The sequence below is a fragment of the Billgrantia ethanolica genome (genome assembly GCF_021404305.1).
Classification (GTDB): domain Bacteria; phylum Pseudomonadota; class Gammaproteobacteria; order Pseudomonadales; family Halomonadaceae; genus Halomonas; species Halomonas ethanolica.
This window is the reverse complement of sequence record NZ_JABFTX010000002.1, coordinates 628,284-652,703: the sequence shown is the minus strand read 5'-3', so window position 1 is coordinate 652,703 and position 24,420 is coordinate 628,284. Positions and strand designations below refer to the sequence as shown.

Annotated in this window: 21 protein-coding genes; 12 read left to right on the top strand and 9 right to left on the bottom strand. The window is 68.8% G+C overall.

What is annotated here, in order from left to right:
* Window positions 1-4: 4 nt before the first annotated feature.
* From truD to HOP53_RS11775, 5 genes are all read right to left on the bottom strand, one after another.
* The gene (gene truD / locus HOP53_RS11795; protein WP_234270223.1) at window positions 5-1,093 is read right to left on the bottom strand and encodes a tRNA pseudouridine(13) synthase TruD; all 1,089 of its coding nucleotides are present in this window, start codon (window positions 1,091-1,093) and stop codon (window positions 5-7) included.
* Window positions 1,086-1,577 carry a 2-C-methyl-D-erythritol 2,4-cyclodiphosphate synthase gene (ispF, locus tag HOP53_RS11790; RefSeq protein WP_234270222.1) on the bottom strand — a complete coding sequence of 164 codons (492 nt, stop codon included), beginning with the start codon at window positions 1,575-1,577 and terminating at the stop codon, window positions 1,086-1,088. Before ispF ends, truD begins: the two co-directional genes overlap by 8 nt.
* The gene (gene ispD, locus HOP53_RS11785) at window positions 1,578-2,354 is read right to left on the bottom strand and encodes a 2-C-methyl-D-erythritol 4-phosphate cytidylyltransferase (protein WP_234270221.1); all 777 of its coding nucleotides are present in this window, start codon (window positions 2,352-2,354) and stop codon (window positions 1,578-1,580) included. It lies immediately after the preceding gene.
* The gene (ftsB, locus tag HOP53_RS11780) at window positions 2,347-2,700 is read right to left on the bottom strand and encodes a cell division protein FtsB (protein WP_086509387.1); all 354 of its coding nucleotides are present in this window, start codon (window positions 2,698-2,700) and stop codon (window positions 2,347-2,349) included. Before ftsB ends, ispD begins: the two co-directional genes overlap by 8 nt.
* Window positions 2,701-2,774: 74 nt before the next feature.
* Complete coding sequence (locus HOP53_RS11775) at window positions 2,775-3,908, bottom strand: GNAT family N-acetyltransferase (protein WP_234270220.1); 1,134 nt, start codon at window positions 3,906-3,908, stop codon at window positions 2,775-2,777.
* A gap of 196 nt (window positions 3,909-4,104) precedes the next feature.
* Between HOP53_RS11775 and edd the strand changes: the two genes are divergently transcribed.
* From edd to HOP53_RS11750, 5 genes are read left to right on the top strand one after another with little or no spacing between them, the layout of a single operon-like run.
* Window positions 4,105-5,991: a phosphogluconate dehydratase gene (gene edd / locus HOP53_RS11770; RefSeq protein ID WP_234270219.1), complete on the top strand. Its 1,887-nt coding sequence runs from the start codon at window positions 4,105-4,107 to the stop codon at window positions 5,989-5,991.
* Window positions 5,988-6,956, top strand: a complete 969-nt coding sequence (gene glk / locus HOP53_RS11765; protein ID WP_234270218.1) for a glucokinase — start codon at window positions 5,988-5,990, stop codon at window positions 6,954-6,956. Before edd ends, glk begins: the two co-directional genes overlap by 4 nt.
* Window positions 6,957-6,971: 15 nt before the next feature.
* On the top strand, window positions 6,972-8,036 hold the full coding sequence (locus tag HOP53_RS11760) for an aldose epimerase family protein (RefSeq protein WP_234270217.1): 1,065 nt from the start codon (window positions 6,972-6,974) through the stop codon (window positions 8,034-8,036).
* Between the two features lie 41 nt (window positions 8,037-8,077).
* Window positions 8,078-8,911 carry an aldo/keto reductase gene (locus tag HOP53_RS11755; RefSeq protein ID WP_234270432.1) on the top strand — a complete coding sequence of 278 codons (834 nt, stop codon included), beginning with the start codon at window positions 8,078-8,080 and terminating at the stop codon, window positions 8,909-8,911.
* A 36-nt stretch (window positions 8,912-8,947) separates the two neighbouring features.
* Complete coding sequence (locus tag HOP53_RS11750) at window positions 8,948-9,928, top strand: carbohydrate kinase family protein (protein WP_234270216.1); 981 nt, start codon at window positions 8,948-8,950, stop codon at window positions 9,926-9,928.
* Window positions 9,929-10,242: 314 nt separating this feature from the next.
* Here the strand turns inward: HOP53_RS11750 and cra are convergent, their stop codons facing one another.
* Window positions 10,243-11,241: a catabolite repressor/activator gene (gene cra / locus HOP53_RS11745; protein WP_234270215.1), complete on the bottom strand. Its 999-nt coding sequence runs from the start codon at window positions 11,239-11,241 to the stop codon at window positions 10,243-10,245.
* A gap of 203 nt (window positions 11,242-11,444) precedes the next feature.
* Here cra and ptsP point away from each other — a divergent pair, with 203 nt between their 5' ends.
* The 3 genes from ptsP to HOP53_RS11730 are packed head-to-tail and all read left to right on the top strand — an operon-like array spanning window position 11,445 to window position 17,049.
* Window positions 11,445-14,336, top strand: a complete 2,892-nt coding sequence (ptsP, locus tag HOP53_RS11740) for a phosphoenolpyruvate--protein phosphotransferase (protein ID WP_234270214.1) — start codon at window positions 11,445-11,447, stop codon at window positions 14,334-14,336.
* The gene (gene pfkB, locus HOP53_RS11735; protein ID WP_234270213.1) at window positions 14,336-15,310 is read left to right on the top strand and encodes a 1-phosphofructokinase; all 975 of its coding nucleotides are present in this window, start codon (window positions 14,336-14,338) and stop codon (window positions 15,308-15,310) included. Before ptsP ends, pfkB begins: the two co-directional genes overlap by 1 nt.
* Complete coding sequence (locus HOP53_RS11730; RefSeq protein ID WP_234270212.1) at window positions 15,307-17,049, top strand: PTS fructose-like transporter subunit IIB; 1,743 nt, start codon at window positions 15,307-15,309, stop codon at window positions 17,047-17,049. The genes pfkB and HOP53_RS11730 overlap by 4 nt, the downstream gene beginning before the upstream one ends.
* A gap of 206 nt (window positions 17,050-17,255) precedes the next feature.
* On the opposite strand, the gene HOP53_RS11725 is transcribed toward HOP53_RS11730, so the two are convergent.
* The 3 genes from HOP53_RS11725 to zwf are packed head-to-tail and all read right to left on the bottom strand — an operon-like array spanning window position 17,256 to window position 20,116.
* Window positions 17,256-17,918, bottom strand: coding sequence for a bifunctional 4-hydroxy-2-oxoglutarate aldolase/2-dehydro-3-deoxy-phosphogluconate aldolase (locus HOP53_RS11725; protein WP_234270211.1), 663 nt, complete (start codon window positions 17,916-17,918; stop codon window positions 17,256-17,258).
* Window positions 17,919-17,934: 16 nt separating this feature from the next.
* Window positions 17,935-18,606 (bottom strand): 6-phosphogluconolactonase, encoded by a 672-nt coding sequence (gene pgl, locus HOP53_RS11720; protein ID WP_234270210.1) that lies wholly within the window; start codon window positions 18,604-18,606, stop codon window positions 17,935-17,937.
* 1 nt (window position 18,607) lies between these two features.
* On the bottom strand, window positions 18,608-20,116 hold the full coding sequence (gene zwf, locus HOP53_RS11715; RefSeq protein WP_234270209.1) for a glucose-6-phosphate dehydrogenase: 1,509 nt from the start codon (window positions 20,114-20,116) through the stop codon (window positions 18,608-18,610).
* A 196-nt stretch (window positions 20,117-20,312) separates the two neighbouring features.
* Here zwf and HOP53_RS11710 point away from each other — a divergent pair, with 196 nt between their 5' ends.
* The 4 genes from HOP53_RS11710 (at window position 20,313) to HOP53_RS11695 (ending at window position 24,398) form a co-directional block, all read left to right on the top strand.
* Window positions 20,313-21,173, top strand: a complete 861-nt coding sequence (locus tag HOP53_RS11710) for a MurR/RpiR family transcriptional regulator (protein ID WP_234270208.1) — start codon at window positions 20,313-20,315, stop codon at window positions 21,171-21,173.
* Between the two features lie 68 nt (window positions 21,174-21,241).
* Window positions 21,242-22,114, top strand: a complete 873-nt coding sequence (locus HOP53_RS11705) for a putative selenate ABC transporter substrate-binding protein (protein WP_234270207.1) — start codon at window positions 21,242-21,244, stop codon at window positions 22,112-22,114.
* The gene (locus tag HOP53_RS11700) at window positions 22,114-22,878 is read left to right on the top strand and encodes an ATP-binding cassette domain-containing protein (protein WP_234270206.1); all 765 of its coding nucleotides are present in this window, start codon (window positions 22,114-22,116) and stop codon (window positions 22,876-22,878) included. The genes HOP53_RS11705 and HOP53_RS11700 overlap by 1 nt, the downstream gene beginning before the upstream one ends.
* Window positions 22,875-24,398, top strand: a complete 1,524-nt coding sequence (locus HOP53_RS11695) for a PhnE/PtxC family ABC transporter permease (protein WP_234270205.1) — start codon at window positions 22,875-22,877, stop codon at window positions 24,396-24,398. Before HOP53_RS11700 ends, HOP53_RS11695 begins: the two co-directional genes overlap by 4 nt.
* The last annotated feature ends 22 nt before the right edge of the window (window positions 24,399-24,420 follow it).

The following is a 24,420-nucleotide window of genomic DNA, read 5'->3' as shown; positions in this document are numbered from 1 at the left end:
AGATTCAGCCGGGCTCGTGCCCAGGCGTCGTGCGTTCGGCGAAAGAGGTCAAGGTGGGATGGTCGAGCAGCTCGCGCAGCACCGCCGTGGCAAAGCCACCGCGCGGTAGATGAAAGTCGAGCCGCGCCTCGTCCGCCGCCACCTCGAGTCGGGGCTGGTCCAAGCGCATGCGCAGGGCGCGGCGCGCCATGCGTACGCCGGCACGCTCCAGCCCCTGGCACAGCGCACCATGGCGCTCGCTCAGGGTCTGTTCGTAGCGCAACGTCTCGCCCCCGGAAAGGGAGCTGCCCACTCCCCACAGCACCCCGCTGGGGTGCAGGTCGAGCCGCTCGGCGCGCTCTGCCAGCTCGGCATCGAGGGTTTCCACCACGAACTGACTGGCGCTGCCGTCGAGTATCGCCACGTCGCCCGTCAGCAGCCGCTGCCAGCTGCCATCGGCCAAGCGCATGGCGAGCTGCTCGTTGAACAGGTAGCTGCGCGCAGCGGAGAGCAGCATGCCCTCCTTGTCGTCGCGCTTGCGCCAGCCGCGGTCCAGTACCGCACGGGCACGCGCCAGGTTGCGCCCTTCGGGTCCGAAGCGCTGCGGGCCGAACAGGTTGGGTACGCCATGACGGCAGAGCCAGGCCCAGCGCGCCTCGAGCTGCGCATTCACCGCCACCCCGGTGATGCGCAGGGTAAAGCGATTGGCCCGGTGCACCCCGCGCTTGAGCTTGCGCGGATGGCGCGCCTGCTCGAGCACGCGCACTCCGCAGGCTGCCAGCCGCTCGATCAGGTCGTCCGGCGCCGGCTGCCCCGGCAGTTGCACGGAGAGCCACTGCCGGGTCACGGCGATTCTGTCCTTCATGCCGGAGTAGCCCACCGCCCGCGGCGACACCTGACACTCACGCGCTACGTGCCGCACCGCATCCAGCGTGGTGAGACCGCGCTTCTCGATCCACAGCCAGAGATGCTCGCCGTGGCCCTCGGGCGCAAAGCCGAGCACCTCCTCGACCACGAAGTCCTCCGGCGCGGCACGGTAGTCGCCAGCCAGCGGCGGGCCGAATTCGGCGTCGGTGGCGCGGGGCCAGTCGCCCGGCCGTCGTGTCTCAGACACTCGTCGCTCCCTCGCGGGTAAGCAGCACCACGGCCTCGGCGGCAATGCCTTCACCGCGGCCGGTGAAACCCAAGCGCTCGCTGGTGGTGGCCTTGACGTTCACCGCATCCAGGGCAAGCTCGAGATCCTCGGCGACATGTGCACACATGGCGGCGATATGAGGCGCCAGCTTGGGTGCCTGGGCGATCACCGTGGCATCCACGTTGCCGACCCGGTAGCCGGCCTCGCGAACCAGAGCATGCACGTGGCGCAGCAGGGCACGGCTGTCGGCGCCGGCCCAAGCCGCATCGGTATCGGGAAAATGACGGCCGATGTCGCCCAGCGCACAGGCTCCCAGCAGCGCATCGCTGATGGCGTGCAGCAGGACATCGCCATCGGAATGAGCGACGAAGCCGTGATCGAAAGGAATGGCGACGCCACCGATCATGAGGTGGTCGCCTTCACCGAAGCGGTGGACGTCGAAGCCGTGGCCGATCCGTAGCATTCAGTCAGTCTCCTTTGAAGCAAGGTGGGCATGTTCAGCGAGCCCCTGCCCGGCGTGCGACGCAGCCCCTTCCCGCTGGGCGGCCAGCACATGGGCGGCCAGGGCCAGATCCTCCGGATGGGTAATCTTGAGGTTGTCGCGCCGGCCGGGCACCAGCCGCGGCGAGAGCCCCAGCGCCTCCACCGCCGAGGCCTCGTCGGTGACCCCGACGCCGCCTGCCGCGGCCTGTTCCAGCGCTTGGCGCAGCAGGCCATAGCGGAAACCCTGAGGCGTCTGGGCCTGCCACAGGCCGTCTCTGGGTTCGGTACTGGCAATGCGCCCCTGGCCATCGTCGCGCTTGATGGTGTCGGCTACCGGCGTGGCGAGCAGCGCCCCCACCGGGTCTTCACGCAGCGCGCTCAGCAATGTCGTGAGATCCGCCACGGTGACGCAAGGGCGCGCCACGTCGTGCACCAGCACCAGATCGTCGTCGCCGGCCTCGCCGGCCAGCGCTGCCAGGGCCTGGCGCACCGAATCGGCCCGCTCGTGCCCACCGGGGCTGCGCCGCCACCGGGCAAAGGGCACCCAGGCCGGATCGAAGCGGTCGTCGTCGGGGTCGAGGCACAGGCAGAGCTGTGCCTGAGGAAAGGCCTGGTGCAGTCGCGACAGCGTATGCGCCAGCACCGGACGCCCTTCCAGGGTCAGATACTGCTTGGGTCGATCGGCGCCCATGCGCCGCCCGCGGCCCGCGGCGGGAACCACCAGCCACAGCCGCGCGGATGCATCGGCCTCACTCATCGGTCGCTCCCGCTCGTGGGCTGCCCGCCGTCGGTTCCGGGTTGCCGACAGGGCCGACGCTGGCCTCGATCACCACGCCGGGCACCCAGTAAAACTGCTCGTCGGTGCGCACCATGCCGATGTCGCTGCGGGCACGCTCCTCGATGGCATCGAGGCCGGTCTGAAGATCGATGACCTCGGCAGCGAGGCGCTGGTTGCGGTCGCGCAGCGGCTTGTTGTCGGCATCGAACATGGCCACACGCTCGCGAATCTCGCGCAATTCATGAATACCGCCGTCCCCGAGCCACAGGCGATACTGCAGCAACGCCAGCAACAGCAGCAAGGCGATGGCGAGCCACTTGAGCATCGGTAGTTGACCTCATGGTTCTGAATGGCCGGCATTATGCCACCAACGCCCGCCCGGCTCACGCCCTGAAAAGCTCACCCCTTGAAGGGCAGTGCCTCAATGGCGGCACGACAGTAGGCCTCGACGTGGCGACGCTCCTCGTCGCAGAAGCGCGCCACGGCGGCACGCAGCCCGGGGTCGGCGAGATGATGCAGCGAACGCAGCCGCCTGGGAGCGAACCCCCTCATCAACTTGTGCTCGCCCTGGGTACCGGGGTCGAAGCAGGTCAGCCCGGTGGCCAGGCAGTGTTCGATACCCTGGTAATAGCACGCCTCGAAGTGCAGGCAGTCGGCCAGCACCTCGCTGCCCCAATAGCGGCCGTAGAGCGTGCGACTGCCCTGCAGGCAGAGCGCAGCGGCCACCGGCTGCTCGTCGAGGCGCACCTGAATGAGCAACAGCGCCTCGGGCATGGTACGCCGCAGCCGGCGGAAGAAATCGAGATTGAGATAGCCGTGACGACCGCGCTCGAGATAGGTGATTTCGTAACAGCGGAAGAAGTGCTCGAGCTCCCGCTCGCCGATCGCCTCGCCGCTGAGTCGATGCAGGCTGAGCCCCTGCTCGCTGACGCGACGTCGTTCGCGACGAATCGTCTTGCGTCGCTTCGCCGTCAGGGCCGCCAGGTAGCCTTCGAAGTCGCCGTAGCCCTGGTCGCGCCACTGGAACTGCACGCCGTGGCGCACCAGCAGCTCGGGCCTGGCCTCGAGCCAGGCATCGATCTCCTCGTCGGCGGCAAACAGCAGATGCCAGCTCGACAGCCCGCCCTCCTCCCAGACCCCGGCCAACAGGTCCCGCGCCTCGAGCGGGTCGACATCGTCCGCCAAGGCCAGCCGTGGCCCCGGCACGGGAGAAAAGGGAATCGCCGTGAGCCCCTTGGGATAGTAGCGCCCGCCGGCACGCTCCCAGGCATCGGCCCAGTTCCAGTCGAACACGTACTCGCCGTAGGAGTGGAACTTGCGATAGTGGGGCATCACACCGACCAGCGACTCGCCGCGCCACAGCGTAAGGTGGTCCGGCACCCAGCCGGTGGAGCGGCTGGCCGCGCCGCTCGCCTCCAGCGCGTGCAGGAATTCATGGCGCAGAAAGGGGTGATCGTCGCCGATCAGTGCATTCCACTGCGTCGCTGCCACCGCCTCGATGGCGGGCAGTTGCTTGAGAATCAGCTCGGACATGAGGTTCCTGGCAGGGGAAGTGGCCGATGCGCCGGCTGACAACGGACCGACGCCCGCCTACATTGTGCGCAGACCCTTCGCCCTTTTCCATCGCCGTAATAAAACTACATACTTTTGACCAAGCACCTTCAAATTTGCCAAGCGATGGGTGACAATTGTGTAAACTTACATTCCTCTAACGACGCGAGGTGCTTCCATGGCTCGCCCCACCGCACTGAATTCCACCGTCGAGCTGGTGACCGAACGCATTCGCCAGCGTTCACGCGGGCGCCGCAAGCTCTATGAAGCCCACATGGCCGCTCAGCATCAGCAGGGCGTGCATCGCGGCGAACTCTCCTGCGGCAACCTGGCTCACGGCTTCGCCGGCTGTGACCATGCCGGTGACAAGGATCGGCTCAAGCTGACCAACAGCGCCAACCTGGCCATCGTTTCGTCATATAACGACATGCTCTCGGCCCACCGGCCCTTCGAGAGCTACCCCGAGATCATCAAACAGGCCGCCCGCGGCATGGGCAGCACCGCCCAGTTCGCCGGCGGCGTACCGGCGATGTGCGACGGCGTCACCCAGGGCATGCCGGGCATGGAGCTGTCACTGTTCTCTCGCGACGTAATCGCCATGGCCACCGCCGTAGCGCTGTCCCACAACATGTTCGATGCCGCCCTCTACCTGGGCATCTGCGACAAGATCGTGCCGGGGCTGTTCATCGGCGCGGCGCGCTTCGGCCACCTGCCGGCGGTATTCGTGCCCGGCGGGCCCATGCCCAGCGGCCTGCCCAACGACGAGAAAGCCCGTATCCGCCAGCTCTATGCCGAAGGCAAGGTGGGCCGCGAAGAGCTGCTCGAGGCGGAGTCGCGCTCCTACCACAGCCCCGGCACCTGCACCTTCTACGGCACCGCCAACTCCAATCAGCTGATGATGGAGATGATGGGCCTGCACCTGCCGGGCGCCTCCTTCGTCAACCCCGGCACGCCGCTGCGCGAGGCGCTGACCCGCTACGCCACCGAGCAGGCCATCCGCAACACGGAGCAGAGCGGCAACTACCGGCCCTTCTACCGCCAGATCGACGAGCGCGCCATCGTCAACGCCATGGTCGGTCTGCTGGCCTCGGGCGGCTCCACCAACCATACCCTGCACCTGGTGGCGATGGCCGCCGCCGCCGGCATCACCATCGACTGGAACGACTTCAACGACCTCTCGGCGGCGGTACCGAGCCTGACCCGGATCTACCCCAACGGCAGCGCCGACGTGAACCACTTCCAGGCCGCCGGGGGCATGAGCCTGCTGATCCGCGAGCTGCTCGACGCCGGCCTGATCCACGGCGACATTCCCACCGTATTCGGCACCGACCTGAGCGCCTACACCCAGGAGCCATTCCTCGAGCAGGGCAAGCTCATCTGGCGCGAGGGGCCGACGGAAAGTCTCGACAGCGACGTGCTGCGCCCGGTGTCCAACCCCTTCGCCCACACCGGCGGACTGGTGGTGATGGAAGGCAACCTCGGCCGCGGCGTGATCAAGATCTCGGCGGTCAAGCAGGCCAACCGGGTGGTGGAGGCGCCGGTACGCATCTTCGACGACCAGAACCAGGTCAAGGCCGCCTTCGAGTCGGGTGAGCTCGACCGCGACGTGGTGGTGGTGGTGCGCTTCCAGGGGCCCAAGGCCAACGGCATGCCCGAACTGCACAAGCTCACCCCCTTCCTCGGCGTGCTGCAGGACCGCGGCTACAAGGTGGCGCTGGTCACCGACGGGCGCATGTCCGGCGCCTCGGGCAAGGTGCCCGCCGCCATCCACGTCACGCCGGAAGCGGTGGACCGCGGCCCGCTGGCGCGCCTGCGCGACGGCGACGTCGTGCGGGTCGACGCCGAACGCGGCGAGCTGACCGCGCTGGTCGACGCCGCCGAGTTCGCCAGCCGCGGCATCGTCGAGCCCAACCTGGAGCGTTATCACTTCGGCATGGGCCGCGAGCTGTTCGGCGGCTTCCGCCACCTGGCCGCCGGCGCCGAGCAGGGCGCCGGGGTATTCGGCGGCTTCGAGGAGGAAGTGCTCTCCCGCGAACTCGAGAAGATCTCCCAGGAGGACCAATGACGCGACCGGCTCTGATCGGCGACATCGGCGGCACCAATGCCCGCTTCGCCCTGGTCACGCCGGGCGAGCACGCCCCCCGCGAGAGCATCGCCCTGCCCTGCGCCGACTATCCAGGCCTGGTGGAGGCGGTGCGCGACTACCTGAGCCGGGTCGGCCTGGCCGCCGACGACGCCCCGCGGGAAGCCTGCCTGGCCTTCGCCTGCCCCATCGACGGCGATCGGGTGGTCATGACCAATAATCACTGGTCGTTTTCCCGCCGCGAGGCGCTGACCGCTCTCGGTCTGGAACGGCTCAAGGTGATCAACGACTTCACCGCGCAGGCCCTGGGCGTACCGCACCTGGCGCCCGAGGAACTGGTCGAGGTGCAACCGGGCGTGGCGCGCAAGCACGCCACCTGTCTCGTCATCGGCCCCGGCACCGGGCTCGGCGTGGCCGGCATCTTCCCCGGCCGCCATGCCTGGATTCCGCTGCCCACCGAGGGCGGACACGTCACCTATGCGCCTACCGACGAGCGCGAGCAGAACCTGCTGCGGCATTTCCGCAACCGCTATGGCCGGGTCTCCGTGGAACGCATCCTGTGCGGCCAGGGGCTGCTCGATCTCTATCTGGCCCACTGCTCGCTGAAAGGCGCCAATCCCAGCTGCCAGACCCCGCCCGAGGTGACGGCCGCCGCCACGGGCGGTGACGCCATCGCCCGTGATACCCTGCTGCGGTTTCTCAAGATCCTCGGCGACGTCTGCGGCGATGCCGCCCTGACCATGGGCGCCCGCGGCGGGGTCTATCTGTGCGGCGGCATTCTGCCACGGCTGCTGGACTGGCTGCCTCAGAGCCGCTTCGTCGAAGCCTTTACCGCCAAGGGCCGCATGAGCGACTACAACCGCGCCATCCCGGTGCGAGTAGTCACCGCGCCCTGGCCGGGGCTGCTGGGCGCCGCCGAGGCCCTGCACAACGAAGAAGTGGAATGACGTGAAGGAGCGCGAATGATCCCGCAAAGCCTGCGAACCCTGCTCGATGAGACCGACGGCCGGCGTGAGTGCGAGTGGGCCGACCGCCGCGTGTGGCTGGCTCGTGAAGCCTGGGGCGAACTGGCGGTGTGTTTGCAGGGTGCCCAGGTGCTTCACTATTTACCGACGTCCGAAGCCACGCCAACTGAAGGCTCGCTACCTTTCGCGCCCACCCCCGCGCGAGCTGAAGGCTCCCCACCCGCGTCCGAAGCCGCGCGCACTGATCTTCCCGCGTCCGAAGCCACACGTAATGCGCCCGAAGCCACGCGCGACAACAGTGGCGGCGCTTCCAGCACGGACGGAGAAGAGGCGCTGGTGCCCGGCGGCTGGCTGTGGGTCACGCCCACGCCCCAGGCGCTGCCCGGTGCCATTCGCGGCGGCATTCCGCTGTGCTGGCCGTGGTTCGCCGACGAGCGCGGCGCGGATGAATCGCCGGATCGCTCGGGCCCCATGCACGGCCCGGCGCGCAAGGCCCAGTGGCGTCTCGACGCAGTGGACGAACACGAGGGCGGCGTCGAGCTGCACCTCTCCCCCACCGAGCGCCTGCACAGCCAGTTGGTGCCACGCGCGGTGATCCAGGCCAACGCCCGGCGCCTGCACGTGGAGCTGATCACCGAGCACGTCGGCGAAACTCCGGTCAAGCTCAGCGGCGCCCTGCACAGCTACTTAGCCGTGGCTGACAGCTTCACCTGTCGCGTCACAGGGTTGGCCGGCGCCCGCTACCTGGACAAGCTGGCCGGCTTCGCCGAGCGCGAACAGCAGGGCGAGCTCGCCGTACGCGGCGGGCTCGACCGCATCTACCACAGCAACGCCGAGGTGGTGCTCGACGACGGTAACCGGCGCCTGCGCGTCGCCCGGCAGGGCAGCGACTCGGCGGTGGTGTGGCACCCCGGCGAGGCACCGCCCGACGATACCTCACCCGCCGCCGCGCGACGCTTCCTCTGCGTGGAGTCGGCCAATACCCGCCTCGACCCGGTGTGGCTGGTGCCCGGCGCTCAGCACCTGCTCGGCACCACCCTATCCTGCGAGGCAGACTCGTGAAGCACGCCGCCGGCGCGCTGGAGACCCCTTTCCTGCTGGGCATGATGCGCCTGCACGAGGTGGCCGATCTGCACCCGCCGGCGCGCCTGGCCGACTGGATCGAAGCCCGCCTCGACGAGGGGCTCGAATGGTTCGACCATGCCGATATCTACGGCGATACCCAGGGCGAGGCCCTGTTCGGTGCCGCCCTGCGCGCGCGTCCCGGGCTCGCGGCACGCGTCAGAGTCGTGACCAAGGCCAGCATCGTCACGCCGGAGCGCGACACCTCGCCGTTTCGCGTCAAGCACTACGACAGCTCGCCGGAATACCTGAGAGGCGCCATCGACGACTCGCTGGCTCGTCTCGGCGTCGAGCGACTCGACCATTTTCTGCTCCATCGCCCCAGCCCGCTGATGGACGCCGAGGCCACCGGCCGCGCGCTGGACGACGCCATCGATACCGGCAAGATCGGCGCCGTCGGCGTCTCGAACTTCCTGCCTGATCAATGGCGCCGCCTGCAGGCGGCGATGCACCACGAGCTGGCCACACATCAGCTGCAGCTCTCGCTGGACCACACCCAGCCACTCTTCGATGGTACCTACGATGCGCTGGTCGGCGACGGCCAGATACCACTGGTGTGGTCGCCCCTGGGCGGCGGCCGGGTCTTCAAAGGGCCGGCCGAGCGGCTGCTGATCCGGCTCGCCGAGGAGCGCGGCATCACGCCGGCCGGGCTGGCATTGGCCTGGCTGCGCGCCTTGCCGGGCCGCCCGCGACCGGTGATCGGCAGCCTGCGCGAAGAGCGCATCGCCGCCCTGCATGCCGATGCCCAAACGCAGATGGATCGTCCCACCTGGTATGCCCTGCTGGAGTCCGCCCGGGGTCACGAGGTGGCCTGAGATTCGCCACTCACAAGGACAACACGAGGAATTCAGATGCTAACCGTCATCGCCTTCGGCGAAGCCCTGGTCGACATGCTCTCCAGCCGCCTCGGCGATCTCGCCGGCGACACCCCGGAAACCTTCACGCCCTATGCTGGCGGCGCCCCGGCCAACGTGGCGGTGGCCTGCGCGCGCCTGGGCGTACCCAGCCGTTTCCTCGGCATGCTGGGAGAGGACCACTTCGGCGACTTCCTGGCCGCGGAGCTGGCCGCCCACGGCGTCGACACCAGCGGCGTGGAGCGCACCCGCGAGGCGCGCACGGCGCTGGCCTTCGTCTCCCGTGACGCCCATGGCGAGCGTACCTTCGACTTCTATCGCCCGCCGGCCGCGGATCTGCTCTATCGTCTGGAGCACCTGCCGCCCGGCGTGTTCGCCGAACCGGCCATCGTGCACTTCTGCAGCAACAGCCTGACCGAGCCGGAAATCGCCGACACCACCCTGGCCATGGCCGACATGGCCAGCCGCGCCGGCTGTCTGGTCAGCGTCGACGCCAACCTGCGCCACAACCTCTGGGCCGGCGGCAGCGCCGACATCGCCCTGGTCACTCAACTGATCGATCGCGCCGGCTTGGTCAAGCTCTCGACGGACGAGCTCGACTACCTGCGCGCCGATCATCCCACCGAGGCCTGGCTGGCCGAGCGGCTCGCCGCCGGCGTCCGGCTGCTGGTGATCACCGACGGCCCCGGCGAAGTACGCGCCATCGGCGTAGGCAGGGAGCTGCGCCATGCGCCGCCCAGGGTCGAGGCCGTGGACACCACCGCCGGCGGCGATGCCTTCATCGGCGGTCTGCTGGCCGAGCTGGCCGACTATCTGGGCGCCACGGCCGTCGACGGCGACTGGCACAAGGACGACGACCTCCTGCGTCGCGCCCTGCGCACCGCCGCCAACTGCGGTGCTCATGCGGTGACCCGCCCCGGCGCCTATGCCGCCCTGCCCAGCCGGGGCGACCTGGCTCGGCTGCGCAGCGAGAGCTAAGGAAGCGCTGAACAAATCGACGAGCGAGATGAAGCGGCTAGGTTCGTTCCCGACGAACCAACGCACTTCCCACATCCCTGTGGGTCGCAAGGCGCACGGAGCACAGTACCGAGCGAAGCGACAAACAGCCGTAGGCTGGCCCCGAAGGGGCGAGAAGCCGCAGGCTGCGAGTCAACCGGAGCATATGGGGTATATGTGAGGATCCGCCGGTCCGACGCTTCGGCACCGCGCAACGCAGCGATTCACTCGCGCAGGCATTTGTGCAGTGTTTCCCTAAGCGATACCTGCCACTCAGCCATTCCGCCCCGGCCCTGTCATAGCGGCACTCGCGCCGGCAGCCGCCAGCGCAGCGTTCGCGCCACCACCTGCTGCCCCGGGCGATAATCGCCCCGGGCGGCAGCCAGGGCAGCGGCCAGGGCAGCGTCGGCAATCCGCTCGTGATCCTGCACCGCCGAATTGACCGGCAGCGGCAGGAAGTCGAGCAGGCGGTTGTCGCCGAAAGTGGCCAGGCGCAGCGTCTGCGGCAGCCCACCCTGCTCCAGCAGCACGTCGAAGACCCCATCGAGCAGCGTGTAGGAAGCCGTGACCAGGGCATCGGGCAAGCCGTGCTCGGCGAGCAGCTCGCGCATCAGGCGTGCGCCCTCGTCTCGCTCGTAGCGCTCGGCCCCGTACATTAAGACCGCTACGTCGCTGCCGGCCAGCGCCTGCCGGAACCCGCTGCGCCGCTCGTGACTGATGGAGAGTCCCGGCACGGCATCCAGCCACGCCACGCTTTTCACGCCTTCACCCAGCACCGAGCGCGTCAGCCGCTCAGCAGCTTCTCTGTCGTTGCTCACCACGCAGGCGAAATGCCGGGGATCGAAGCCGCGATCCACCGCGATCACCGGCAGGCCATCGGCCATCAGCTCGACATAGAAGGGGTCGTCAAGGGGCAGACAGCTGGCGGTGATCAGCACCTCGCAGCGCTGGGCGCGCAGGGCCAGGGCTAGCTCACGCTCGCTCTCCGGCCGGTCGTCGGAACCGACGATCAGCAGCTGGTAGCCCTGCTCCCGCGCGCCGCGCTCGAGCCGCTTTGCCAGCCGCGCATAGCTGGCGTTCTCCAGATCCGGCACGATCAAGCCGAGAATGCGACTCGAGCCCCGCCGCAGCGCGGCGGCCTGAGCATCCACTCGATAGCGGTGCTGGCGTACCACCGCCATGACCTTGTCGACGGTTTCCTGACTGATGCGCCGCTCGGCGGCCTGACCATTGATCACGTAACTGGCCGTGGTGCGCGAGACACCAGCCAGGCGTGCGATTTCAGCAAGTGTCATCGCTTCTCCCCGTTAGCGGCCTGCCATTCTACGCCAGTGGCTGAGCCCCACCCCCTGCCAAAGTCTAACATCCTGAGCTTGCGAAAGAGGATGAATCGATCCAGCATGAAGAATAGACTTGGTGACACGATTCAGCAAAACGTAAGACCAACCGTGATTTGATCCTCGCTGTCGATTGGGTCACCGCCAACAGGAGATTGCCCATGCTCACGCTTCGCCCCGAGGACATCCTCCTCGACTGTCAGGCGCCTGACTGGCGCGACGCGCTGGAGCAGGCCGCCGAATCGCTGCACCGGGCGGGGCTGACCGCACCCGCTTACCGCGACGGTCTGTTCCAGCGCGAGACCCAGTCCTCCACCTATCTCGGCAACGCCATCGCCATACCCCACGGTACGCCGGAGAGCCGTGAGCACGTGCTCGCCACCGGCGTACGCGTACTGCAGTTTCCCGCCGGGGTCGAGTGGCACGACGGTCAGCGCGTCCACGTGCTGGTCGCCATTGCCGCCCAGAGCGACGAACATCTGGATATCCTGCGCCAGCTCACCCACGTACTCGACGACGACCGCGTCGGCGAGCGGCTGGCCGGTGCCGGTTCGGCGGCGGCCGTGGCCGCCCTGCTGTCGAAGGCGCAGGTGGAAGCGCGTCTCGACGCCGATACCCTGTGCCTCGGCTTTCCTGCCCGCGACACGCGCGAACTGGCCCTGGCCGGCGCCGCCCGGCTGCGTCAGCTCGGCTGCGTGGGCAGCGGTTTCGTCGCCGAAGTCGCCGAATGCGAGCTGGCGCCGCTGGGCCAGGGGCTGTGGCTCAGCCTCGGCGAACGCAGCGTCACGGTGCCGGCGCTGGCCCTGGCCACGCCGGATGAGCGCCTGGAGAGCGGCGGCGAAGCGGTGAAGGGGGTGTTCTGCCTGGCCGCCCAGGGGGACGCCCACCGCGGCCTGCTGGAGAGCGTTCTCACCCTGCTCGACAGCGGTGCCGCCGCCGAGCTGCCCAGTGCCGATGCCGCCACCGTACTGGCCCGCCTGGCCGGCGAATCCGCCGCGGCCCATACCCGGCTGGCACGGGTACTCAACGCCCACGGACTGCATGCCCGCCCGGCCAAGCAGCTGGTGCAGGCGGCCCGGGAACAGGGCCTGCCGATCCAGGTGCGACTGGCCGAGGGCGGTGGCGCCGCGGTGTCCGCTTCCAGCCTGACCAAGGTGATCAACCTCGGGGCCCGCCGCGGCCAGCAACTGCTCTTCTCCGCCGAAGGCGAGGGAGCCCAGCAGGCGCTCGACGCCGTGTCTCGCGCCGTGGCGGACGGCCTGGGCGAGCACGTGCTGCCCTTCGACGAGAGCCGTGAGCGCAGCATGCCGCAGGCGGATGCCGCCCCCGTCGAGCCGCTGCCCGACGACACGCCTCACGCGGGAGTGGCAGCCTCCCCGGGGCTGGCCATTGCACCGGTCTTCGTGCTGCAGACCCCGCGCTTCGACTATCCCGAGCGCGCCGCCGACCCCGCCGAGCAGCAGCGGCGCCTGCGTCAGGCCCTCGCCGAGGGCGCGGCCCAGCTCGAGGCGCTGGTACGGCAGGCCCGCGGCGGCGAAGTGGCACAGATCCTGTCCATGCACGAAGAGATGCTCACCGACCCCGAGCTGTTCGAGGCCGCCCGTGAAGGCATTCAGGAGGGCCGCTCGGCCGAGGCTGCCTGGTGGGAAGCCATCGAGACTGCCGCCCATGCCCAGGAGATGCTCGCCGATCGCCTGCTGGCCGAGCGCGCCGCCGACCTGCGCGACGTCGGTCGCCGCGTACTCGGCGTGCTGTGCGAGGTGCAGCTGCCCGAACCGCCGGATACGCCCTACATCCTGGTGACCGACGACATCGGTCCCTCCGACGTGGCGCGGCTCGACACCCAGCGGGTGCGCGGCCTGCTCACCGCCCGCGGCGGCGCCACTGCGCACAGCGCGATTCTCGCCCGCGCCCTGGGCATTCCCGCCGTGGTGGGCGCCGGCGAACGGGTGCTGACGCTGGCAGGCGGCCAGGAGCTGATTCTCGATGGCGAACGCGGCCGGGTGATTCCGGCGCCCTCCGCCGAACGCCGCGCCAGTGCCGAGCAGCGCCTGGCCGAACGCGAGCGGCGCGAGGCCGAGGCGTGGCAGGCGCGCTTCGACCCGGCCCAAACCCGTGACGGCCATCGCGTGGAGGTGGCCGCCAACCTGGGCAACACCGCCCACGCCGCCGACGCCGTGGAGCGTGGCGCCGAGGGCATCGGCCTGCTGCGCACCGAGTTCCTGTTCATGGCCCACGCCCGGGAGCCGGATCTCGCCACGCAGATCGAGGAGTACCGCGAGGCCCTGGACGCCCTGGAGGGCCGCCCGCTGGTGGCCCGTACCCTCGACGTGGGCGGCGACAAGCCGCTGCCCTACTGGCCGGTGCCCAAGGAGGACAACCCCTTCCTCGGCCTGCGCGGCATCCGCCTCAGCCTGACCCGGCCCGAGGTGCTCGAAACCCAGTTGCGGGCATTGCTGATGGCAGCAGCCCCCGCCACCAGCGAGGCGGCTGACAAGCCGCGGCCGCTGCGTATCATGCTGCCGATGGTCAAGGACGTGGGCGAATTCCGCGCCGCACGCGCCATCTTCGCGCGCCTGCTCGACGAGATTCCCGCCGCCGAGCGCGCCACCGACATGCAGCTCGGCGTCATGATCGAGGTGCCGTCGGCCGCCCTGCTGGCACCCGCCCTGGCCGCCGAGGTCGACTTCTTCTCGGTGGGCACCAACGACCTGACCCAGTACACCCTGGCCATCGACCGCGACCACCCCGAGCTATCGGCCCACGCCGACGGCCTGCACCCGGCGGTGCTGCGCCTGATCGAGATGACCGTGGCGGCGGCCCACGCTCACGGCAAGTGGGTCGGGGTATGCGGCGAGCTGGCCAGCGACACCCTGGCGGTGCCGGTCCTGGTCGGGCTCGGCGTCGATGAGCTCTCGGTGAGCGCGCGTCAGGTACCGCTGGTCAAGGCCAGGCTGCGCGAGTTCGATCTGGCCGAGGCCCGCGCCCAGGCACAACTGGCCTTGGCCCAGGCCACCAGCGAGGCGGTACGCGACGCCCTGGAGGTACGCTAATGGCCCGCCTGCTCACCCTCACCCTGAATCCGGCGCTGGATCTCTCCGTGAGCCTGGAGCGGCTGGAGCCGGGCACGGTCAATCGCACCCATGAGACCCACCTGACGGCGGCCGGCAAGGGCGTCAACGTGGCGCGGGTACTGGCCGAGCTCGGTCACGACGTGACGGTGTCGGGTTTTCTCGGCGCCGACAACGATGGCCCCTTCCTGCGCGCCTTCGAAGCCATGCAAGTGGAGGACGCCTTCCTGCGCGTGCCCGGCGAGACCCGCATCAATGCCAAACTCGCCGAGGCCGACGGCCGCATCACCGACATCAACGGCCCCGGCGCGGCCATCGACGAAGCGGCCTGGCAGCGCCTGCTAGACGGCCTCGACACGCGCATCGGCGATCCACGGCGGCGCCCCGACGCCGTGGTGGTCGCCGGCAGCCTGCCGCCCGGTGTGACACCGGCCAGTCTGGCCGAACTGGTCACCCGGCTGCGCGAGGCGGGCCTGCCGGTGTGGGTCGATACCAGCGGCACCGCGCTGGATCAAGCCATCGCGGCTCGCCCCACCGCGGTCAAGCCCAACGAACTCGAGCTGGCCTCCTGGGCCGGCAACGCCCTCGACACACCGGAAGCACGCCTGGCCGCGGCGCTGCGGCTGTACGCCGCCGGTATCGAAGAGGCCGTGGTCTCCGCCGGGGCTGCCGGGGTGCTGTGGGTAAGCCATCGCGGCGCCTGGCAGGCCATGCCGCCCCAGGTCAGCGTCGCCAGCACCGTAGGCGCCGGCGACACCCTGCTGGCCGCCCTGCTGCATGGGGTGGTGTGCGGCCATCCGCCCGATCAGGCCCTGCGCCTGGCCACCGCACTCTCCGCTGAATCGGTTCGTCACCTGGGCGTGGGCAACCTCCACGCCGACGATTTCCCGCAACTCCAACAACAGACCCGCGTGCGTCGCCTCAACGACGTAGACGCAGGGGGAGCCCTCGCATGAACGTGATCATCGTCACCGCCTGCCCCAGCGGCATGGCCACCACCTTCCTCGCTGCCCGTCGCCTGGAGCAGGCCGCCCGGCGCCTGGGCTGGCAAGCCAGCGTCGAGATGCACAGCCAGCTCGAGGCCGTCGAGCCCGTCTCGGCCAACGCCATTGCCGCAGCCGAACTGGTCGTGGTCGCCGCCGACCAGATTCCTGCCGCCGAGCGCTTTGCCGGCAAGCGGCTGTTCCGCGCCGCCATCGGCGAAGCCCTGCCCGACCCCGAGGCGTTCCTGCAGCGTGCCCGGCGCGAGGCCGAGAGCTTCACTCCGCCCGCCCAGAGCGCAGCGGCCACCCAGCATAAAGCGCCCGGTGGCAGCAAGATCGTCGCCGTGACCGCCTGTCCCACCGGCGTGGCCCACACCTTCATGGCCGCCGAAGCGCTGAGCGAAGCGGGCAAGAGCCTGGGCCACGCGATTCGCGTCGAGACCCAGGGCTCGGTGGGGGCGCAGAACAAGCTCACCGACGAGGAGATCGCCGCGGCGGACGTGGTGATTCTCGCCTGCGACATCGAGGTCGACCCGACCCGCTTCGCCGGCAAGCGCATCTACCGCACCTCCACCGGCAACGCGCTGAAGAAGCCGCGCCCCACCATCGAGGCGGCCCTCGATCAGGCCGAGGTGGAAGATAGCGGCACCGCTCGCCGCAGCGATGCGAGCCGCAGCATCAAGGAGAAAGGGGTCTACAAGCACCTGCTCACCGGGGTCTCCTTCATGCTGCCCATGGTGGTGGCCGGCGGCCTGCTGATCGCACTCTCCTTCGTCTTCGGCATCGAGGCCTTCCAGGAAGAGGGCACGCTGGCCGCGGCGCTGATGCAGATCGGCGGCGGTACCGCTTTCGCTCTGATGATCCCGGTGCTGGCCGGCTACATCGCCTACTCCATCGCCGACCGGCCGGGCATCGCCCCGGGCATGATCGGCGGCATGCTGGCAGCCAATATCGAGGCCGGTTTCATCGGCGGCATCATCGCCGGTTTCCTGGCCGGCTACGTGGCGCTGGCGGTGGCCCGTCACGTCAAGCTGCCCGCCAGCGTCGAGTCGCTCAAGCCGATCCTGATCATCCCGCTGGTGTCGAGCCTGGTCACCGGCCTGACCATGATCTACATCATCGGCGAACCGGTGGCGGCAATCCTCGCCGGCCTCACCGGTTTCCTCGCCGGCATGGACGCCACCAACGCGGTACTGCTGGGGATCCTGCTCGGCGCCATGATGTGCTTCGACCTGGGCGGGCCGGTCAACAAGGCCGCCTACACCTTCGGCGTCGGCCTGCTGGCCTCGCAGACCTACGCGCCGATGGCGGCGATCATGGCCGCCGGCATGGTGCCGGCCATCGGCATGGGCATCGCCAGCTTCGTCGCCCGCCACAAGTTCTCCGAACCGGAGCGCGAGGCAGGCAAGGCATCGTTCGTGCTGGGACTGTGCTTCATCAGCGAAGGCGCCATTCCCTTCGCCGCCAAGGATCCGCTGCGGGTGATCCCTGCCTGCATCGCCGGCGGCGCGTTGACCGGTGCCCTCTCGATGCTGGTCGGCGCCCAGTTGATGGCACCCCACGGCGGCATCTTCGTGCTGCTGATTCCCAACGCCATCACCCCGGTGCTGCTCTACCTCGGCGCCATCGTCATCGGCTCGCTGGTCACCGGCCTGGGTTACGCCGCGCTCAAGCGCGGCGCCGCCCCGGTAGCCGTCGCCGCCAACGCCTGACACAGCACGCCAACCAAGGAGCCGGTGGCCTGCCCATGGCGGCATGCACCGGCTCTTGCCGATTGGCCCACCGCTCTGGCACGAGCCAAGTCGACCACCTCGCGAGTCTTCACTTCATCGAAGGAATAAAAAAGCCCGGCCAAATGGCCGGGCAAATGACAGCACCTGGCTGCCGAGAGAGCACAACAAAAGGGTTGGTGAGCCGCTCAGTGATGGAAACGCTGGGCGGCTTCCTTGGCGAGCTGGCGAATGCCATTCCAGTCCTCGGCATCGACCAGGGACTTCGGCGTCAGCCACGAGCCGCCTACGCACATCACGTTCTTCAACGCCAGATAGTCTTCGGCATTTTCCAGGGTGATGCCGCCAGTGGGGCAGAAACGCGCCTCGGGGATCGGGCCGGCGAAGGCCTTCAGTGCCTTGACGCCACCGCTGGCCTCGGCGGGGAAGAACTTGAAGCGGCGATAGCCGTACTGCCAGCCGGTCATCAGCTCGGACACCGTGGCCACGCCGGGCAGCATCGGCACCGGGCTGGTGACGCCGTAGCGGTAGAGCGCTTCGGTAGTGCCGGGGGTGACGACGAAGTCGGCGCCCACCTGCTCGCTCTGGCGATACTGAGCCGGCGTGAGCACCGTTCCCACGCCGATGCTGGCCTGTGGCAGCGCCTCCTTGAGGCGCTTCACCGCTTCCAGGGCGCAGTCGGTGCGCAGGGTCACTTCCAGCACCGTGAGTCCGCCTTCGACCAGGGCGCGGCCGAGCGGCACGGCGTCCTCGATGCGCTCGATGGCCAGCACCGGAATGACCTCGGCCTTGAGGCAGATGCTGTCGAGCTCGGTAGTTCGCGTGGACGGCAGCTGTTTGTCGATGGTCATGAGCAAGACTCCAAGTTCAGGGGGCCCAGTAGACGGCCAGCGGGCAAGAAAGGAAGGCACGGATCGGCAGTTCGCGCGAGTCGTCGCCGGACATGGCCCGGGCCAGTACGCTGCGCTTGTCGTCACCGGTGATGTGCAATACGTGGCGTCGCGCCTGATGCAGGCGGTCGGCGCTCAGAGTGATACGCGGCTGGGGCTGGCTGGGTGTACGCGTGGCCAGCACCGGTGCATCGGTGGTCAGCCCCAGCTCCAGTTCGCGGCTGTCGGGGAACAGCGAGGCGGTATGACCGTCGCCGCCCATGCCCAGCACCACCAGACTGGCGGGCCAGGTCAGCGCCTCGATGCGCTGGGTGACGGCCTCGACGCCCTGCTCAGGCGTCTCGTCGTCGGTGGTCAGCACAACGAAGCTGGCCGCGGCGGCCTTGCCCTGCAGCAAGTGGCGACGCACCAGACGCGCATTGCTCGCCTCGTCGCTCTCGTTCACCCAACGCTCGTCGGCCAGGGTCACCTCGACTCGCTCCCAGGGCAGCTCCTGTTTGGCCAGGGCCTGGAAGAACGGCACCGGCGTCGAACCGCCGGAGAGCACCAGCAGCGCACGCTCCTGCTGCGCCAGGTCCCGGCGCAGCGCCTCGGCGGCGGCTTCAGCGAGCTGCTCGGCAAGCTGCTCGCGGGGTGTGGCGTTCATCATCTCAGTAGTCCTCGTACCAGCTGCGCCCGTCCTGGGTGATCATGGCGATGGAGGCAACCGGCCCCCAGGAGCCGGCCGGATAGCGCCGCGGCGGCTCGCCCATCTCCTCCCAGGCGGCAATCAGACTGTCGCACCAGTGCCAGGCGTGCTCCACCTCGTCACGGCGCACGAACAGGTATTGGCGCCCCTTCATCACCTCGAGCAGCAGACGCTCGTAGGCATCGGGAATACGCTCCTGAGGGAAGGCGCTGCCGAAATCCAGGTGCAGCGGGCCACGACGCAGGCGCATGCCGCGGTCGAGGCCACTGTCCTTGGTCAGCACCTCCAGAGCGATGCCTTCATCCGGCTGCAGGCGAATGACCAGCTTGTTGGCGGCCAGATTGCGCTGATCGGGGTCGAAGATGTAGTGCGCCTGCTGGCGGAAGTGGATCACGATCTGCGACAGCTTCTCGGGCATGCGCTTGCCGGTGCGCAGGTAGAACGGCACCCCGGCCCAGCGCCAGTTGGAGACGCCGGTCTTCATGGCAACGAAAGTCTCGGTGCCGCTCTCGCGGTTGGCGCCCTCTTCCTCGAGATAGCCGGGCACGCCCTTGCCGTTGATGGTACCGGCGATGTACTGGCCGCGGACCACATCGCGATTGAGTCTGGCCTCGCTGAAGGGCTGCAGCGCCTTGAGCACCTTGACCTTCTCGTCACGGATGGCGTCGGCATCCAGGTTGGCCGGCGGGTCCATGGCGATCAGACAGACCAGCTGCAGCAGGTGATTCTGCACCATATCGCGCAGCTGGCCGGCACGGTCGAAGTAGCCCCAGCGCCCTTCGATGCCGACCTGCTCGGACACGGTGATCTCCACGTGGGAGATATGGTTCTGATTCCACTGGGTGCCGAACAAGGGGTTGGCAAAGCGCAGCGCGATCAGGTTCTGGACGGTCTCCTTGCCGAGATAGTGATCGATGCGGTAGACCCGGGACTCCGGGAACACCTCACCGATGGCATCGTTGATCTCGCAGGAGGATTCAAAGTCGTAGCCGATCGGTTTCTCGACTACCACCCGGGAGAGTTCGTCGAGACATTCACCGGCCTGCAGGTTGCGGCAGATATCGCCATACAGGCTGGCCGGCACGGCCAGATAGACGACCAGCGGGCAGACCACGGTGTCGTGACGCACGGCCTTGCGCCACTCAGCGATGGCGCCATAGCCCTCGGCGGTGCCGAAATCGAGCTGCAGGAAGTCGAGACGCGCGGTGAAACGCTTGACGGTCGCACGGTCCAGCTCGGCGGGCTTGACGTAGGTCTGCAGGGTTTCGGCCACACGCTTGCGGAAGGCGTCGGTCTGCATCTCCTGGCGCGCCAGCCCGAGGATGCGCGTGTCGTCGTGCAGCAGCCCCTCGCGGTCGAGATGGTACAGCGCGGGGTAGAGCTTGCGCAGCGACAGGTCGCCCAGGGCGCCGAACAGCGCCAGATCGATGACCGGCCGATCCTCGTCCTCAGACCGCCTGGTTGCCTTCATGTTTGCCCCCAATCTGGTTAACTTACATAAAAAATACGTCAGCACTGCCGCTAGCGCAACGAAATCTTTGTAATATTACACTAATTTCCTGGCATCAAGCAGGCCCCATTCGCGGCCGGGACGACACCGCGATAGGATAGCCCATCATTTTGTTGTTAAATCACTACATCATCTGTTTCGGAGAGTCGCAACCGCCATGGCCCATGATCTGCTGCAACGCATTCGACAACGCCTCGATGAGCTCAACCGCTCAGAGCGCAAGGTAGCAGACGTCATCCTGGCCGACCCGTCCCGAGCCACCGGCTTGAGTATTGCCAGCCTGGCCCAGGCGGCCTCGGTCAGCGAGCCCACCGTCAACCGGTTCTGCCGCAGCTTCGATGCCAAGGGCTACCCCGATTTCAAGATCAAGCTGGCCCAGAGTCTGGCCGGCGGCACGCCCTATGTCAGCCAGTCGGTGGAGCCCGGCGACGCGGCGGCGGATTACACGGGCAAGATCTTCGGTGCCACCATTGCCGCTCTAGATGAAGCCAGCCGCACGCTGGACCCGGCCCGCATCGAGCGGGTGGTGGACTACCTGATCCAAGCCAAGCAGATCCACTTCTTCGGCCTGGGCGCCTCCGGCGCGGTGGCCCAGGATGCCCAGCACAAGTTCTTCCGCTTCAACCTGCCGGTCACGGCCTACGTCGACGTACTGATGCAGCGCATGGTGGCATCGGCCTGCCATACCGGCGACGTGGTGGTGGTCATCTCCTGGACCGGGCGCACCCGCGAGCTGGTCGACATCGCCCGCCTGGCGCGGGAGAGCGGCGCCGTGGTACTGGGCATCACCGCCCCCGCCTCGCCGCTGGCCATGGAGTGCACCGAAACCCTGGAGGTCGCCACCCCCGAAGACACCGACGTCTACATGCCAATGACCTCGCGCATGATCCAGCTCACCCTGATCGACGTGCTGGCCACCGGGGTGACTCTGCGTCGCGGCGAGGACTTCCTGCCACACCTGAAGAAGATCAAGGACAGCCTGCAGGAGACCCGCTACCCGGCCACGCGCCAGGATTGAGGAAGGGTTGTCAGGTGGGGTCGGGAGTACAACAATAGCGGCTCCCATTCGCTCGCCTCGAGGCCCCGATGCAACGGATCGCACGTTCAGCCATCTCCCTCTCCGCCCTCGCCTTCGCCCTGTTCGCGCAGGGCGCCGCCGCCGAGACCTTCCGCTTCACCGCCATTCCCGACGAGGATCAGGCGCGCCTGGTCGAGCGCTTCGGCAAGGTGGCCGACTACCTCGAGGAGCGCCTCGGGGTCGAGGTGGAGTACGTGCCGGTGAAGTCCTACAGCGCTGCGGTCACCGCCTTTCGCAACGATCAGGTCCAGCTGGCCTGGTTCGGCGGACTCTCCGGCGTGCAGGCGCGGCGCCTGGTACCGGGCTCCCAGGCACTGGCTCAGGGCAGCGAGGACGATGCCTTCATGAGCTACTTCATCGCTCACGCATCCACCGGTCTCGAGCGTGCCGACGAGCTGCCCGACGAGCTGGAAGGCATGAGTCTGACCTTCGGCTCGCGCACTTCGACCTCCGGGCGCCTGATGCCGGAACACTTCTTCCGTGAGCGCTTCGACGACGTCGACCCGGAGCGCTTCTTCTCTCGCGTCGGCTATTCTGGCGATCATTCGCGCACCATTGCCCTGGTCGAGGCCGGCACCTACGACATCGGTGCGGTCAACTACACGGTGTGGGAAGCCGCCGTCGAGGATGGCCGGGTCGATACCGATCGGGTCCGGGTGATCTGGGCCACGCCGCCCTACCCGGACTACAACTGGACCCTGCGCGGCGACGCCGACGAGCGCTTCGGCGAAGGCTTCACAGAGAAGGTGCGGGCCGCCTTCCTCGAGATGGACGACCCGGAGCTGCTCGCCTCCTTCCCCCGTGAGGCGTTCATTCCCGCCGACAACGACCTCTACGCCCCCATCGAGGAGGTGGCCGAAGCGCTCGGCCTGCTGCGCTGATGGAGAGCGAGCAACGGCACCTGCTGGTTCGCTTCGAGGGCGAGGATCTCGGTCACGGCGCGCATGTCGTGCTGCCGCGCCTGAGCCTTGCCCTGCACCAGGGCGAGCGGGTCGCCCTGCTCGGCCAGAGCGGCGCCGGCAAGTCGACGCTGCTCGCCGAGCTGCGCCGCCGGCTGGGCGAAGAAGCGGCCTGGTGCCCCCAGCACCACGGCCTGGTGCCGCAGCTCGCCGTCTATCACAACGTCTTCATGGGACGCCTGCCGGAGCATTCGGCGCTGGCCAATCTGTGGAACCTGGTGCGCCCGTTGCGCGGGCCATGGCGGGAAGTGGCCGTGCTGTGCGACGAACTGGGACTGACCGGCCTGATGCGCCGCCCGGTGGGCGAGCTTTCCGGCGGCCAGCGCCAGCGGGTGGCCATCGCCCGCGCCCTGTATCAGGCCCGCCCGCTGTTCCTGGGTGACGAGCCGGTGGCCAGCGTCGACCCGCACCAGGCGCTGCGGCTGCTGGACCTGATCGACTCCCGCCACACCACCTCGGTAGTGGCGCTGCACCAGCGCGAGCTGGCGCTCTCCCACTTCGACCGGGTGTGGGGGCTGCGCGACGGCCGCCTGGCGATCGATGCCCGCGCCGACGAGCTCAGCCTGACCGAGCTCGATGCGCTCTATCCCGATGCCGCGGAACCGGCCGGCAGCCCACCGCCCGGCAACGACGACGTGCCGCTGCCCAGCCCCGAGGCGCTGCCCTGCGCCCGAGGGCGGCCATGAGCGACGCCCTGGTCGACAGCCGTCCGCCCTCGGCACGCAGCTGGTGGCGTGGCGGCTCCCCCGGCCTGCGCCTGGCCCGCCATAGCCTGGGCCTGGTGGCGCTTGCCGTGCTGCTGGTGCCCTTCGCCGACCTGGCCATCCACACCCGCGACCCCTGGGGCGAACTCGGGCGCATGGTCGCCGGGCTGGCCTGGCCCGCCTGGGGCGCGCTGGAATCGCCCTTCACGGCCCTGGGCCTGACCGTGGCGGTGGCCTTGTGGGGCACCCTGGCCGGCGTGGTGCTGGGCTTTCCCCTGGCGCTGCTGTTCGCCCACTCGCGCCTGGTGCGCGCCGGCTGCGCCTTCGTGCGCTCCATTCACGAACTGTTCTGGGCGCTGCTGTTCCTGCAGGTGTTCGGCCTCTCGGCGCTCACCGCCCTGGCGGCGCTGGCGATTCCCTATGCCGGTATCTTCGCCAAGGTCTACGCCGAGATCCTCGAGCAGACACCGCGCGCCCCGCGCGACGCCCTGCCACCCGGCAGCGGACGGCTGGCACGCTTCGTCTATGCCGAGCTGCCGCTGGCCTGGGCCCAGCTCGCCGCCTATACCCGCTACCGCTTCGAGTGCGGCCTGCGCGCCAGCGTGCTGCTCGGCTTCGTCGGCCTGCCGACCCTGGGCTTCCATCTCGAGACGGCGTTTCGCGAGGGACGCTACCATGAGGCGGGTGCACTGCTGTGGCTGTTCTATCTGCTGATCGCCAGCCTGCCGTGGTGGGGCCACAAGCGGTTGATCCCGCTGCTGCTGGTGGGCGGCGTCTGGCTGCTGGGGCCGTGGCCCAACGTGGACGGCGCGCTGCTGTGGCGCTTCGTCTCCGAGGATATCTGGCCGGCGGCGCTGCTGGCCGGCGACTGGGCGGGAGTACTCGAGTGGCTGGTGCGGATACCGGCGCTGGGACCGGCCATCGGCAACACCCTGCTGCTGGGTCTGCTCGGCAGCGTGGGGGCGCTACTGGTAGCGCTCGTGCTATGGCCGCTGGCCAGCCGCCATTTCGGCAACCGTGCCACCCGCCTGGCCGGGCACGGCGTGCTGATCTTCCTGCGCTCGACGCCGGAGCTGATGCTGGCGTTCGTCTTCCTGCTGCTGCTCGGCCCCTCGCTGCTGCCCGCCTGGCTGGCCCTGGCGCTGCACAACGGCGCCCTGATCGCCTTTCTGGTGGCACGCCACGCCGATGCCATCACCCCCGGCATGCCGGGGCTTACCGCCAGCGGACGCCTGGCCTACGAGCTGCTGCCGCGGGTCTATCCGGGGCTGCTGGCGCTGCTCTACTACCGCGCCGAGGTGATCCTGCGCGAAACGGCGATCCTCGGCATGCTGGGGGTGGCCACGCTGGGCTTCTATATCGAAGAGGGCTTCGACTACCTGATGTTCGACGTGGCCTTCTTCCTGCTGCTGATCACCGCCGCGCTCAACATCGCCGTGGACGCCCTCTCGCGACGGCTGCGGCCGCGAGAGGCGCCATTGGACGATCCCTGCATTCGTTAGGAAACCACCGAAGTTCTGCTGC

Excerpts from the sequence above, each read along its gene's own strand:
- ispF (WP_234270222.1), bottom strand. The coding sequence starts at position 1,577 with ATGCTACGGATCGGCCACGGCTTCGACGTCCACCGCTTCGGTGAAGGC.
- ispD (WP_234270221.1), bottom strand. The coding sequence starts at position 2,354 with ATGAGTGAGGCCGATGCATCCGCGCGGCTGTGGCTGGTGGTTCCCGCC.
- ftsB (WP_086509387.1), bottom strand. The coding sequence starts at position 2,700 with ATGCTCAAGTGGCTCGCCATCGCCTTGCTGCTGTTGCTGGCGTTGCTG.
- HOP53_RS11775 (WP_234270220.1), bottom strand. The coding sequence starts at position 3,908 with ATGTCCGAGCTGATTCTCAAGCAACTGCCCGCCATCGAGGCGGTGGCA.
- edd (WP_234270219.1), top strand. The coding sequence starts at position 4,105 with ATGGCTCGCCCCACCGCACTGAATTCCACCGTCGAGCTGGTGACCGAA.
- glk (WP_234270218.1), top strand. The coding sequence starts at position 5,988 with ATGACGCGACCGGCTCTGATCGGCGACATCGGCGGCACCAATGCCCGC.
- HOP53_RS11760 (WP_234270217.1), top strand. The coding sequence starts at position 6,972 with ATGATCCCGCAAAGCCTGCGAACCCTGCTCGATGAGACCGACGGCCGG.
- HOP53_RS11755 (WP_234270432.1), top strand. The coding sequence starts at position 8,078 with ATGATGCGCCTGCACGAGGTGGCCGATCTGCACCCGCCGGCGCGCCTG.
- HOP53_RS11750 (WP_234270216.1), top strand. The coding sequence starts at position 8,948 with ATGCTAACCGTCATCGCCTTCGGCGAAGCCCTGGTCGACATGCTCTCC.
- cra (WP_234270215.1), bottom strand. The coding sequence starts at position 11,241 with ATGACACTTGCTGAAATCGCACGCCTGGCTGGTGTCTCGCGCACCACG.
- ptsP (WP_234270214.1), top strand. The coding sequence starts at position 11,445 with ATGCTCACGCTTCGCCCCGAGGACATCCTCCTCGACTGTCAGGCGCCT.
- pfkB (WP_234270213.1), top strand. The coding sequence starts at position 14,336 with ATGGCCCGCCTGCTCACCCTCACCCTGAATCCGGCGCTGGATCTCTCC.
- HOP53_RS11730 (WP_234270212.1), top strand. The coding sequence starts at position 15,307 with ATGAACGTGATCATCGTCACCGCCTGCCCCAGCGGCATGGCCACCACC.
- HOP53_RS11725 (WP_234270211.1), bottom strand. The coding sequence starts at position 17,918 with ATGACCATCGACAAACAGCTGCCGTCCACGCGAACTACCGAGCTCGAC.
- pgl (WP_234270210.1), bottom strand. The coding sequence starts at position 18,606 with ATGATGAACGCCACACCCCGCGAGCAGCTTGCCGAGCAGCTCGCTGAA.
- zwf (WP_234270209.1), bottom strand. The coding sequence starts at position 20,116 with ATGAAGGCAACCAGGCGGTCTGAGGACGAGGATCGGCCGGTCATCGAT.
- HOP53_RS11710 (WP_234270208.1), top strand. The coding sequence starts at position 20,313 with ATGGCCCATGATCTGCTGCAACGCATTCGACAACGCCTCGATGAGCTC.
- HOP53_RS11705 (WP_234270207.1), top strand. The coding sequence starts at position 21,242 with ATGCAACGGATCGCACGTTCAGCCATCTCCCTCTCCGCCCTCGCCTTC.
- HOP53_RS11700 (WP_234270206.1), top strand. The coding sequence starts at position 22,114 with ATGGAGAGCGAGCAACGGCACCTGCTGGTTCGCTTCGAGGGCGAGGAT.
- HOP53_RS11695 (WP_234270205.1), top strand. The coding sequence starts at position 22,875 with ATGAGCGACGCCCTGGTCGACAGCCGTCCGCCCTCGGCACGCAGCTGG.